Origin of the sequence: Winogradskyella sp., from assembly GCF_045105575.1 — a bacterium.
Taxonomy (GTDB): domain Bacteria; phylum Bacteroidota; class Bacteroidia; order Flavobacteriales; family Flavobacteriaceae; genus Winogradskyella.
On sequence record NZ_JBGCDQ010000040.1, the window covers coordinates 42,858 to 56,608 of the forward strand.

A 13,751-nucleotide genomic window follows, 5' to 3' on the forward strand; every position below is an offset into this window, starting at 1 on the left:
GCTATGAAATCTTAGTGTCTTCCTTTTTTGTCAATTTCTTGATGAAAATGAATTTGTTTCTCAAGTCCCTGTTGAAGTTCATTAAAGAACTTGGTCTTGTAAGCTGCGTCTGTTTTTAACTTGTTTAACGCTTCGACCAGCTTTTCGTTTTCTCCATTTTTGTTGGAATTCAATATCATTTCTTCGGCTAACAGCAATCCTTTTTCAAAATCGTCTCTAGTAATTTTATGATAAATAACATCGGTTTCTGTAGATGCGATAACTTCGTATTCTGAATGGCTTTCTTTTTCATTAGAATTTGTATTTAAAGCTAATTGTTCTCCTGTTACTCCATTTTCAATAGCATTGATTTTCGATAAGATAGTTTCAATTTGATTTTTTAAATCTGTAATTTCTTCAGCTTGCGATTCAACCTTAGTTTCTAATCGTTCTATAATTAAACTGCTATCGTTTTTATTGACACCAACCGCAGCATTAATTAAACTAAAATTAGTTGATCCTACATTACTAGACCAAGCGATACCAACAATATCTTTTAGTTGATTTGCTTTTAATTCCTCTGGTTTAATAGCAATACCAATACCATCGTTTTTACCGCTAGGAATAATATAATCTCCAATAGCAACCTTGCCATAAACCTTTACAGGCACTTGTCCCATAAAAGCCACTTTCTCGTACTCAGTTTCTCGATTAGGTTGTGGCATATTTCCCAGAACTATTGGTTTATAAGACACTACCATCAATTGCTCTGCACCTGCAAGGTTCTTAGAAATTTTTCCACCTTTTACACCAACGATATCTCCATAGACCATTTTTTCGTTACCATTTTCTCTTAGTAAGTATTCCGCATAGTCACCAGAACCAGAAGCGTAAGTAACACCTTGTAACATGGTTTTGTATTCTTCGTAATAATCTAGATTAGATTGTGTTATACCAACACCAACAGCAGCTACAACAATTTGCAAACCAGCTACAATAGATTGTGCTGTACTACCTATAATCCAAGACGGAATTGGTGCCGTAACACAAGCACCTATGCCAACACAGCCTGTAGAAGATGTAGAAGCAATACCTATTTCGCCAAAAGATTTCGCAAATTCGTATGCCGCAACACCTGTATCAAAAATAGCATCGTAAGAATCGTATTCTAAAGTGTCATAACCAAATTCATAATCCAGATTATTTTCAAATTCATCTGCGCGTTCACCTTCGATTCTTCCCCAAGATTCTTCTCTTAATTCATCAAAAAATGTGATAAAATTTGTATTATTATCTCTTCCGTTTTGAACTTTAATAGCTAAACCTTGTCGGCCTCCTTCGATAAGCATCACATGGTCGTCAATATTGGTGTCAATTTGAAAGTTGTTATTAAAAAGTCTATTAACACGCACTTGTGCTCGCGTATTAATATTTAATGAACCTTCTAAAGTTGTAGAGTCCGTAACTTTCAAATTCGTTGCTTCTAAATCACCAAAACTAGCTTCACCATTAACCGTTAAATCTTCTAAAAAGGTATCGCCTGACACATTTAAATTACCGATCAATTGGGTGTTAATACCTACAGTTAAATCACCTGTTAAGCTTGTTGTACTTTGTCCGCTTACCGTTAAATCACCAGATAAGTTTGTTGGATTGTTGCCATTAACATTAAGTACAGCATTAATATTTGTCTCGCCACCAACGGTTAAACTTCCTGTAAGATTCGTTGCATTCTGGTTAATTACATCCAAGGTACTTTCTAAAGTGGTTGGACCTTCCACTTCTAATTCTCCGTTTAAAAATGTTCTATCATCAACGGTTAAAGTTCCTGTAGCTGTAATGTTTCTGTGATAAGCATAAGGTAAAAAAGTCAATGGTTCTCTGCTCATAAATACAAAATTACTACCAGCATCAAAATCTATTTCAACCTGTAGATCTTTTGGTGTGCCATTCCAATTCATTTCTTTAAAATAGTCATGATTTCCTTCACCAATTAAAAGATTTATACGTCCAAAACCATCGGTAATAGTGTTTTGTATTTCTTGAAATTCCAACTGATTATTCTCATCGAATATGGTAAAACGAATAGCGATGGCTTCTTCTACAAGATAATTACCTACGGAATTAACTCCTGGTAATTCTAATGCATCTGGATCAATAATTACAGCTTGATACGTAAGACCATCGGTTTGTGCAAAGGCTTGTAACATAGTACAAAAAAAGAAGGCGAAGGTTAGGATTTTTTTCATGATTTGTGTTTTTATAAGTATGCGTTTTAGTTTTAAATTTTTATCAATTTTGTAGTGAAGCGTTTTTTACCTGAAACCACATCCAAAAAGTAAGTGCCACCCGAAATGGTGCTTAACATTACATTAATGTGTTGAGCTGGCAAAAATTGTTGTTTATGTATCACTTTTCCATTAATATCGTATAAGATTATTTCAATGTCTTGTTTTAATACCGAGCTAAATTTGATGGCTATTTCTTGGTCAAATGGATTGGGATATACTTTGGCTTTTAGTTCATAGTCAAAGGTGTTTACATCAATTTTACCAGTCAAAGGTTGTTGATAGCCTTGCCTTAGCACATAACCATTAACAGAATGTGTGCCGATAACACTGGCTTGACCAATGCTTTGGCTTATGTTGTAAATGCCTTTAGTAGTTTCAATACTATGCGAAGCACCACTACTTCCAACATTTGAGCTGATAATGCGATATGGTGCATTTTCTTGCGCCTGAAACTGTTGCATAACACAAATTAGTGCTGCAAATACAACTAACTTCATAGTATAATTCTGATTTTTCATCGGTTTTAAATCATTCATAATTTTCAATTTATAATTAAATCACCATAACTCATAGCGTTTTGCCTTATGTCCACCTTTTGTCCACTGGCACAACAATTATCTAATAACTACAGTAGCATTTTGGTAGGTTTATTATAAAACCCAAACCAAATTGATGCGCATTAAATCTTAGAGTTTCACCGATATCTGGTGTGTTTATTAGAATGGATTGTCCGTAATTGTAACCCACAAAAATGGCTGTACTTCTAGAAATTGGATACTGCATTTCTACACCAGCCCTCAGAAAAAAAATAGTCTTATTAAAAGCCTGTTCTCCAACAAGATTAAACACATCATTATTTATGGTTTGATTGCCTCTTATTAAAAATTCTGAAGCCATAGATACATTTGCAAAAAAACTAAGGTCTCTTAATTCAAAGAGCTTTAGGCCTAATGCAGCTTTTAGACCTAAGTAACCCACATCCCATTCAAAAAAATTATCAACACTGGCTTCACTGCCAATGGCTCCATAGTTGTTATAGCTTGCTCCTAAGGATAAAAACACTGTTTTTCTATGGTTAATAGCTTGTCTATAACCCATCCCGTAATACGATTTTGAAGTTGAAAGCAAATTATTAAGAGGTCTGCCTTGAGAATTTTCATAACTAAAGGCTGTTACACTTGTGCCAAAATCAAAGTAAAGTTGTTGACAGAAACTTGAAAAACTCATCAGTAAAACAACAGTTAGGATGGTGTAATTTTTAAACATGAAATCAGTTTTGTTCTAACAATATTAGAGAAAATAACCCCTCATTTTACGTAAAACTGTCCATGTCCACCTTTTGTCCACCACTAAAAAATGAGCTTTTTTAGAATTTTAATGATCTTTATTATTAGTAGACAACACTATTTTATAAAAATACAAATAATTGATATTCAGTATTTTAAAACAAAACAAGTAAGCGTGTTTACTTAAATCATCTAATCCTTACAAACCATGAATCCTTCTAAAACATCCGTCATTGTCCCTTTTGCTGAAAAACTTATAGAGACTTGCCTTAAGGTGGACAAATTATGTCCACCCCTTATTTTGATTTTTATATTTAGCTTTCAAATAGGACTTGCCCAAAATCAAAAACGTGTAGATAGTTTACTTCAATTAGCAGCGACACAAACAGACACCACACAAATTATTACGTATGCCAAATTGTGGGCAGATTATATTTATGTAGATCCTTTAGCTTCTAAACCATATTTAGATAGCACTATCGTCTTAGCAAAACGATTAAACCACAAAGAGTTTATAGCCAGAACCACAAACTATTTGGGTGTTTATCATAACATGACCTCTCAATACAAAAAAGCAGATTCACTCTTTGATATTGTCATAGATATGTACACGGAACTTAATAATATGGAGCAAGTGTCTTATGCTTTAAATAATAAAGCACTTGTATTAAGCAGCATGGGACGTTTTAAAGACTGTTTAGAAACACACATGAAAAGTCTCAAACTAAAAGAAAAAATCGGAGATACTGAAGAAAGCATCGCAGCGAGCTATTGGAATATAGGTAACATCCATGGAGATATTGGAAATTACGATATCTCTAATCAGTACTATGAAAAAGCTAAAGCGATTTACGAAAAATTAAATCTTAACCATGATTTAGAATCCGTCAAAAACAATATTGCCATCAACAAAAATAACCTTGGCAACTATGAAGAAGCGATACCCTTATTTTTAGAAAAAATTAAATATGCTAAAGCGAATAACTTCAACAACGATTTGGCAGGAGCGTATGATAATTTAGGATGGGCTTACTTACAATTAGATAGTTTAGCTATCGCCGAAGATTATTTTAAAAAATCATTAGTTATAAGCAAGCAATATGGAGAAACCTCACTAATCGGTTTAAATCTAAGACATCTAGGAGAGGTTTACAATAAAAAAGGAGACTACAGAAACGCATTAAAGCACTTAAAAGAAGCCATAACAATAGCCGATGAAACAGGGACGCGTAAAAAGAAAATTGGAGACTTGTTAGAACTCTCAAAAGCGTATGCTGGTTTAGGACGTTATAAAAAAGCGTATGAATTCCATACCGATTATCACAAGCTGCATGATGAGATTTTAAGTAAAGAAAATATTGAACGTATGAATGAGTTGGAAGTTCAATACCAATCCGAAAAAAAAGAAAAAGAGCTCATCATTAAAACAAATGACATTAAACTTTTAGAAGAACGAAAACAAAAAGCTGAAAATGAAAAACTTTTTCTCCTAATTTCACTTATTGGTGCTTTGGCCTTAGCTTTTGCGATCGTTTATGGCTTACGTGAAAAAATGAAACGAAATAAAATTGAACGCGAAAAACTAGATAACGATTTAGCATTTAAAGAAAAAGAACTCACCACACATGCCTTACACTTGGCACATAAGAATGAAGTGCTTTTAGATTTAAAATCGCAATTAAAAGCACTAAAATCTAGCAGTCCGAATGCTAGAAACTACCAAAAAGTCATTAATACCATAAACCTAGACATTCACAATGATAATAATTGGGAACAGTTTAGAAGCTATTTTGAAGATGTCCACAAAGACTTTAATGCAAAGGTAATGCGAAATTATCCTGAAGTGAGTAATAACGATCTGCGATTAATGTCGCTTTTAAAGATGAACCTCTCTAGTAAAGAAATTGCCAACATCCTAAACATTTCAACTGAAGGTGTAAAGAAAGCACGTTATCGACTACGAAAAAAGCTCAACTTAACTACTGAAGACTCGTTACAAGAATTGGTTATTGAACTTTAAACTTGTATGCTTAGCTGCCAAATGTCGTACGCTCTAAATGGTAATCATTGTGAATTCACCTTTTAAAGGCTCTAAAGATGTCATCAATTCAGGAATTAACTCATCACCAAATTCCAAATACAATTCCGAAAAATTAGTATTGCGTTCTTGTAAACTTTTATTTGGAAAGAGTTGCTCTTGCAGTTCTGTACAACGCTCTATTTGATCTTTCAATTTTCGCTTTTGGGCTGTTAATAAGCGTCTTTCCAAATGCTTCAACCCTTTTATTTGTTTCACTTCTTGAGCTTTAACTGCACCAACAAAAGAAGCATCGGTTTGTGCTGCTAATTCATATAAATTTTTGAATTGCCCTTCTAAATGTTCAATTTGTTCTGAGAAATCGATGTCTATATTCGATATTTTTCTCACTTTTTTATTGATGAAGGCATTGCGGTTTAAAAATAAATCGTGATTAGAAATGTTGAGATTTTCAAGTTTTTCGGCTTGCTTTTGAGTTTTTACTACAGCCGAATTTCGCAATAATAACATCGGAAAAATGACACCTTGCGCTTCAAAATTAGATTTTAGTTGCAACCAATAAATAAGTTCTCCACCTCCACCAATGTAACAGAGGTTGGGCAAAATCACTTCTTGATACAACGGTCTCATAATGACGTTGGGTGAAAAGCGTTCTGGGAATTCTTCGAGGTGTTGCAATATTTCCGACGCGTTCCATTTAATATCTGTATTTACGACGGAAAATATTCTATTTTCTTCAACAATCCGCTCGCGCAAACCATTATAAATATAAAATAGATTGATTTCTCTTGGATTCACTTGAATTTTTAAATCTAAGTTTTCTAGCTTTTTATTGGTTTCAGAAACGCTTTTAAAAGCCTTTTGTTCAATCAATTCCTTTTTAAGATTCGGAATAAACAAACGTTTCAAATCTTTATCATCAGCATCTAAAATCACCAAACCATGCGCACCAAATAATTCATTGGCCAAATAACGTGTGGCATCGGCTAAATTATCATGATTGAGATACGCTTCTTTAAACCATATTTTTAATTGTTCTGCATTTTTGCCTTCGCCAAATTCTGCCGAAATCACTTCAAAAACAGCCTCTAAACCTTCGGTGTTAAAATGACCGACGGCACCTGTTTGTTTGCTATTCCACTGTATTTTTTTTCCTCTAAAATTGAAATAATTGATTTCTTCAAAATCATGATCTTCAGACGCCATCCAATAGATTGGTACAAAATTATAGCTGGGATAAGTGGCTTTTAACTGCTTCGTAAGATTTATGGTTGAAATGATCTTGTACAAAAAATAAAGTGGTCCTGTAAATAAATTGAGTTGGTGACCTGTGGTAATGGTGAAGGTGTTAGCTTCTTTTAAAATTTCAATATGGTTTAATGTTGCTTCAGACGTGTTTAAGTTTTTGTATTGCTTTTTTAGGCTGTCAACTAAAATCGTTCTCGACTGGGCTCGAACAGACAAACTTTTTTCTTCAATCTGCGCTTCAAAATTATCCACATTCGGAAACCTATGATAAAAGTCTTTTAACTCTACTTTTTCATTAAGATAATCGCAAATAAAATCTGAGAAATAATGAGTTTCTCTAAACGGAATATAGTCGGTTGGCATTATTGAACTTATTTATGGGCTAAATATAAGGCTCTTCAATATTTTAATTACTAATTTTTAGTTAATTCACCTTAGCAATGTATCTTTACTAGCATCAAAATAAAATCAACTTCAATGCAAAAATTAGGTATTTCTCTTCTTGTTCTTTTTAGTTTCCAAGTGTCAGTAATTGCACAAAACATCTCGTCACCAAGCAGCTTTTTAGGTTACGATATTGGCACACAATTTAGTCGTCACCACCAAGTCGTCGATTATTTTAAAACGATAGAAAAGCAAGCACCAAACCAAGTAAAGCTTGAAAAATATGGCGAAACTAATGAACGTCGCGGTTTATATGTGGCTTATGTTTCTAGTGAATCCAATATTAAGAATTTAGAAACCATACGTCAAAATAATTTAAAACATGTAGGTTTAATCGATGGTACACCAAGCGGTACAGATGTTGCTATTGTTTGGTTGAGTTATAATGTGCATGGCAACGAAGCATCGAGTACAGAAGCTGCCATGTTAACGTTTTACCAACTGTTAACGGAACAAAAAGACTTACTTAAAAATACGGTAGTGATTATTGACCCAAGTATCAATCCTGATGGTCGTGATCGTTATGTCAATTGGTATAACGAAACGGCTAACCAACCTTATAATATCGATCCACAAGCTAGTGAACACAAGGAACCTTGGCCAGGCGGACGACCAAACCACTATCTTTTTGACCTCAACAGAGATTGGGCTTGGGCAACGCAAGTTGAAACCCAACAACGCCTAGAAATTTACAATAAATGGATGCCACATGTGCATGTCGATTTTCATGAGCAAGGCATCAATGAACCGTATTATTTTGCTCCCGCTGCTGAACCATTTCATGAAATTATAACGGATTGGCAACGCGATTTTCAAACACAAATCGGTAAAAATCACGCGAAGTATTTTGATGCGGAAGGTTGGTTATTTTTTACCAGAGAACGTTTCGATTTATTTTATCCAAGTTACGGAGATACCTACCCAACGTATATGGGAGCTATGGGAATGACTTACGAGCAAGGTGGACACGGCATGGCTGGCTTAGGCATTTTGAATGACGAAGGCCATGTTTTAACTTTGGTAGAACGGTTAACACACCATACCACAACAGGAATTTCAACCGTTGAAATGGCCTCTAAGAATGCTACTAAACTAAATACCGAATTTGCTAAATTCTTTAATAATGATGATTTAAAATATAAAAGTTACGTCGTTAAAGGCAACGAAGACAAATTGAAAAATTTGAAAGTCCTTTTAAGTAAACACGATATTCAATTTGAAAACCCAACAGGCACTAAAGTTTCTGGTTTTAAATACAGTACAGGTGCACAAGGCAGTTTAAATTTAGGTGCTAGCGATCTGGTTGTGCATACCAGCCAACCCAAAGGTAAAATGGTAAAAGTATTGTTTGAGCCTAATGCTAAACTGTCAGATTCGTTAACTTACGATATTACAGCGTGGTCCGTACCTTACGCGTATGGATTAGAAGCTATTGCAAGCACAAGCAAAGTACCAAGCGCCTTGCTTCTTGGTAAAAAAACGCTTCAAACTTTAAATGATGCTTATGGTTATGTGAGTAAATGGGATGCTATGGATGATGCGCAGTTTTTGGCAGACCTATTAAAACACAATTTTAAAGTCCGTTTTACCGAAAAGCCATTTTCATCAAAAAACAAAACATTTAAACGTGGTTCTCTCATTATTACCAAAGGAGATAATAAACATATTGAAAAAATGGTCACGATTTTAAATACCATTGCTCAAAAACACGGACAAGCCTTGACTGAAATTAATACAGGGTTTTCGCAAACCACACCAGACATTGGCTCACCAGATATTAAATTAGTAAACAAACAAAACGTTGCAGTACTTTCTGGTAAAGGCACCAATTCTTTAAGCTATGGAGAAATTTGGCATTTCTTTGAAACACAACTGAACTACCCACTCACTTCAATTAATACAGATCACTTAGGAAGTACAAACTTAGACAAGTACAATGTGCTCATAATCCCAAATGGTTACTACGGAAGCGTATTAAATGAGGCTAACCTTACCAAATTAAAAACATGGGTCAATAAAGGTGGAAAAGTTATTGCTATTGACGGAGCACTGCGCAGTTTTGCAGGTAAAGATGGGTTTAGCTTAGCCTATAAAGATACAGCTACAGAAGAGGACGACGACAACAACTTAACCGCTTATGCAGATCGTGAGCGTGCGTATAGCAACAATCTTATTACAGGAGCAATTTTTAATACAGCTGTAGATAACACGCATCCTATGGCTTTTGGTTACGACGCTAATTATTTTACTTTAAAATTAGGCAGTACAGCTTATAGTTTGCTCGATAGTGGTTATAACGTGGCGTACTTAAAAGACACTAAAGTCTATTCTGGTTTCGCAGGCAAAAAGGCCTTAAAGCAACTAGATGAGACCTTAGTTTTTGGTGAAGAGCGTATGGGTAACGGAAGTTTTATTTATATGGTAGATAATACAATGTTTAGAAGCTTTTGGGAAAATGGAAAACTGTTTTTAGTGAATGCTATTTTCTTTGTGAATAACAATGCTTATGAATTGTAATTGAAAGTAAAACCTATACTGCGTTGCTTTTAGACATGCGCCTATAGACTCATTGTAACTATCTGATAATCATAATATTTACATGTAACAAGTGAAAATGACAATACTATGCTCACAGCCAGTCATCCAAAATTACCAATGCGAAATAAAGCCATTACCAAAGATTACTACATAAATAAATTAGGCTTTAAACCGTTTGGCACTAAAGATTATGAGGGTTATTTAATGCTAGAAAAAGATAGTATTCAAATTCATTTTTTTGAGTTTAAAGATTTAGATCCTAAAGAAAATTACGGACAGGTTTACATCAGAACAAATGATATTGAAACCTTATATCTAGCTTATATAAAAGCCAATGTTGAAATTCATCCTAACGGACACTTAGAATTAAAACCTTGGCAACAAAAAGAATTTGCTTTGCTCGATCCTGATTCTAATTTATTGACTTTTGGCGATACTATTTAGTTTATAAATTACCTTTTTATTATTTTTATATAAAATGTAAAGATGAAGATTCATTACAAAAAAAACACCAACGTACTAACCTCATTCTGGGTTGTGTTTGGCTTTTTAATGGAATTATACAAGTGGCAATGGCAGACAACCAAAGCTGGTTTAACTACATCTGGTTTTTATTAGCGGCAATCTATCTTGCTATGTATTATCAAGGCAACAAAGCGAAATACCTTAGTATCGACAACGGAATTATTAAAGAAAATTGGCTTTTTGGTAAGTCTTTAGTTTTAGAAGATATTCAAGTTGTTAACCATTTTGCAGGTGAATACATTCTTAAAACAGATGATAAAAGCCTCACAATTGAAATTTCTGCAATAGAAAATGATTCGCTTTTAAAATTACATGAACGATTAAAGCAGCTTGAGGGAGAATGGAAATCATAGCGACGTTCTAGTATAAATCTAAAAAGCAAAATGCCAAACCAATACACTGAACAGTGTGTAAAAGGATAATAAAACAATTTGCATTCTGTTGTGTCGTACTGGATTTCTCATAATAAGGGATTTACTAATAAGACACCTATTTAAAGAAAACGTCACATTTAATAATGCTATTTGTTTGGTTTTGTGATTAGTAACTCTAAAGTAGTTCAGTTAAAAATTAATATAAACTAGCTCTAGTAATTTTTGAAATCTTATTCTTTTTAAATTTTCTCGACTCGATTTCTAAACTTTCAACAAGACATATTGTTAGGTTTAATAATTTTATCCCACTAAACGCTTTTAAGCATAACAATGACATAAAAATAGGCGTTTTAAAGAGACCATTACCCAAATGCAAATTTGATTCTCAATCCACTAAAAATACATCAAAATCCATGAAAACTCGTTTTATCATTTTGGCTTTATGTTTTAGTCTTACTGCGCTTTCTCAAAGCCCATGGACCAAAGAACAAGGTCAGTTTTATACACAATTAACCTATACCACAATACCAAATTATAATACCTTTTTTGGTAATCCGGATTTTGAGGTCCCAGCTGAGATTTCTGATAACACCCTTCAACTTTATGGAGATTATGGCCTTTCTAACAAAACCACTTTAATTGTTAATCTTCCGCTTAAGCTTATTACAGTAAACGATTTTGAAGATCCTCGCATTGATTGTGGTGGAGACTGTTCGCAAGATTTTAATGAAACCGCTTTTGGTAACGTGGAAATTGGTCTCAAACACAATTTTTACAATAAAGACTGGCTAATTTCTGGACAATTTACAGTAGAGGCCAACACAGGAATTTACGATGAACGTTCTGGAATTAGAACAGGTTACGATGCCTACACGTTTACACCTCTTTTAACGGCAGGACGTAGTTTTGGTAAAACGTATGTACAAAGTTTTATTGGTGCTAATATTAGAACGAATGATTATAGCTCTAACTTCAAAATTGGTGGAGAAGTCGGTCGTAAAATCACCAAGCGCATTTGGCTGATTGCTTTTGTAGATGTTGTAAAATCATTTTACAACGGTACCATTGTATTGCCTGTACAAAATAGTTTTACAGGCTTATATATTAACGACCAAGATTTTGGTGCTTACGGTCTAAAAGCGATTGGAGAACTTACCGATAAGTTTGGAATTACCACTGGTTTTGGTGGTGCTTTTTTTGGTAATAATGTAGCCAAACAAGCCGCTTTTAATTTTGGTCTTTATCATAAGTTTTAGTGGGTGATGTAAAGTGACTCTTATTTAGTTGATTGCAACTAGAGTATTTAATTCTTGTATTAATAGGGAAAAAGTATCATCTAATCGCTTTAGAATTATCATTAACAAACTAGTCTTTCATTAGACCTCACAGGTTTTTAAAACTTGTGAGCTCTTCAATATTTTAGAAACAGTAAGCATACCTTAGTATAATCCTAATTTTTATTTTCGAATTGTAAGAAACTGTTAACAAAATTCCTTAACTAAAGTAGCAGATAGGTTTTATCTTTACATTTCAATAGTTTCGATTTTATATGCCACAAACTACGGTAATTTCATTTTTTAAGTATGAAGGGTTCAAGTCCAAATGGCAAGCTTTTGCTAATATGGGTAGATCGCCTTTACTAGGGCAAGCCATTGATGGCCTAACCTTTTGGAAACCGTTAGGCAGTGGCAGTGGCAATGGGTTTTCCATTTGGCCAGATTTTTCAACCTTTGGCTTACTTACCGTGTTTGATACCGAAGCCCAAGCCAAGCAATTTTTAACGTCGGATGTTATTGCTGAGTACAGCAAAACGGCATCAAACTTTAGTCATGTTTTAATGCATTCCATAAAAGCGCATGGTCAGTGGAGTCAACAAGAACCTTTTATAGCTTCAGCAAGTTATGACGAAAACCAACCTATTGCCGTAATTACAAGAGCCACCATTAAACCGAAATTAGCGTATAAATTTTGGAAATATGTACCATCCGTTTCAAAATCTATGATTGGTCATCAAGGACTGCGCTTTTCTAAAGGTATTGGCGAATGGCCTATATTGATGCAAGCCACATTTTCACTTTGGGACACTGGTATTGACATGATGAGCTATGCGTATAAAAATGAAAAACATGCGGATATGGTTAAAAAAACACGAGAACTGGGTTGGTATTCTGAAGAGTTATTTTCACGTTTTCATCCGTTTGAAATTCGTGGTGATTTAATATCGTCTTCTTTATAATTTAAAGAGGTTGTTTGACCAACTGCTGCGTCCAATTTTTTTCAATTGCGCTTCAATAGATTTAAAATCGATTTTATCAATAGGATTAGAGTACTAGTCCATCATCTTTTTAACTTCCAAGTAGAGTGCTTTAGCTTTTTCTAAACCACAGTTATAATTAGTCGGACTTTAACAACATCACAATCCCTTAATTGTCAACTAATTATGTTAAGAAATTCGATTAAATCAATGATTTAAATTATAAGGAAAAGTATATTTTACACTCAAAACCTTGTAATATGATTAGAAAAAATTCACTTTTAACTCACTTATTTTTTAGCCCTTGACTTTATCTTCTTTTTCAACTAGCTTGTTATGAAGCTTGATAAAAAATAATATAATCATTGTTTTCAGAGCTTATTGTAGCCAATTAAAATCCATCTTCGAATTAAACCTTTTAGAAAGAAGAAAGTCCAAGTACCAAATAAATCAATTATGACCTACAAAAATTATTTCAAAACAACGAGCATTTGCTTGTTTGTAACTTTGTTTACAATTATAAGCTGTAATAAATCAGATGATGCAAACGAAATTATCGACGATACTTTTCCTGAAACTGTTGACCTCACTAGTTTGCCTTTTGGTGGTGTAGGAGAAACGCAAATCTTGATACGAAATCAAGGCGACCCTTTACCTGATTTTCTTTCATTATGGTTATGCGGACTTCCTTCTAATGGAGCGGGTGCAAATAATGCAAGTGATTGGACGAATCCAGATGGAACTTGGGATTATACAAGAAAACCTCAAGTAGAA

At 33.9% G+C, this 13,751-nt stretch carries 11 protein-coding genes; 7 read left to right on the top strand and 4 right to left on the bottom strand.

Translation table 11 applies throughout. The annotated features are described in order from the left end of the window. Positions 1–11 precede the first annotated feature (11 nt). The 3 genes from AB8B52_RS09810 to AB8B52_RS09820 all read right to left on the bottom strand — a co-directional run bounded on the left by AB8B52_RS09810 (position 12) and on the right by AB8B52_RS09820 (position 3,536). On the bottom strand, positions 12–2,228 hold the full coding sequence (locus AB8B52_RS09810; RefSeq protein ID WP_406027587.1) for a hypothetical protein: 2,217 nt from the start codon (positions 2,226–2,228) through the stop codon (positions 12–14). A gap of 32 nt (positions 2,229–2,260) precedes the next feature. After that, positions 2,261–2,806: a T9SS type A sorting domain-containing protein gene (locus AB8B52_RS09815; RefSeq protein ID WP_406027589.1), complete on the bottom strand. Its 546-nt coding sequence runs from the start codon at positions 2,804–2,806 to the stop codon at positions 2,261–2,263. A gap of 82 nt (positions 2,807–2,888) precedes the next feature. Continuing rightward, on the bottom strand, positions 2,889–3,536 hold the full coding sequence (locus AB8B52_RS09820; protein ID WP_406027591.1) for a hypothetical protein: 648 nt from the start codon (positions 3,534–3,536) through the stop codon (positions 2,889–2,891). Positions 3,537–3,764: 228 nt separating this feature from the next. On the opposite strand from AB8B52_RS09820, the gene AB8B52_RS09825 reads away from it, so the two are divergent. Further along, entirely contained in the window at positions 3,765–5,576 is a 1,812-nt protein-coding gene (locus tag AB8B52_RS09825) for a tetratricopeptide repeat protein (protein ID WP_406027593.1), read from the top strand. 33 nt (positions 5,577–5,609) lie between these two features. On the opposite strand, the gene bshC is transcribed toward AB8B52_RS09825, so the two are convergent. Beyond that, complete coding sequence (gene bshC / locus AB8B52_RS09830) at positions 5,610–7,205, bottom strand: bacillithiol biosynthesis cysteine-adding enzyme BshC (protein WP_406027595.1); 1,596 nt, start codon at positions 7,203–7,205, stop codon at positions 5,610–5,612. A 114-nt stretch (positions 7,206–7,319) separates the two neighbouring features. Between bshC and AB8B52_RS09835 the strand changes: the two genes are divergently transcribed. The 6 genes from AB8B52_RS09835 to AB8B52_RS09860 form a co-directional block, all read left to right on the top strand. Then, on the top strand, positions 7,320–9,803 hold the full coding sequence (locus AB8B52_RS09835; protein ID WP_406027597.1) for a M14 metallopeptidase family protein: 2,484 nt from the start codon (positions 7,320–7,322) through the stop codon (positions 9,801–9,803). Positions 9,804–9,911: 108 nt separating this feature from the next. Then, complete coding sequence (locus AB8B52_RS09840; RefSeq protein WP_406027599.1) at positions 9,912–10,268, top strand: bleomycin resistance protein; 357 nt, start codon at positions 9,912–9,914, stop codon at positions 10,266–10,268. A 128-nt stretch (positions 10,269–10,396) separates the two neighbouring features. Next, positions 10,397–10,702 (top strand): hypothetical protein, encoded by a 306-nt coding sequence (locus tag AB8B52_RS09845; RefSeq protein ID WP_406027601.1) that lies wholly within the window; start codon positions 10,397–10,399, stop codon positions 10,700–10,702. A 434-nt stretch (positions 10,703–11,136) separates the two neighbouring features. After that, entirely contained in the window at positions 11,137–11,979 is an 843-nt protein-coding gene (locus tag AB8B52_RS09850) for a hypothetical protein (protein ID WP_406027603.1), read from the top strand. A 293-nt stretch (positions 11,980–12,272) separates the two neighbouring features. Next, positions 12,273–12,959 (top strand): hypothetical protein, encoded by a 687-nt coding sequence (locus tag AB8B52_RS09855; protein ID WP_406027605.1) that lies wholly within the window; start codon positions 12,273–12,275, stop codon positions 12,957–12,959. Positions 12,960–13,433: 474 nt separating this feature from the next. Then, positions 13,434–13,751 (top strand): hypothetical protein (locus tag AB8B52_RS09860; protein WP_406027607.1); only part of this gene is annotated, 318 nt, incomplete at its 3' end.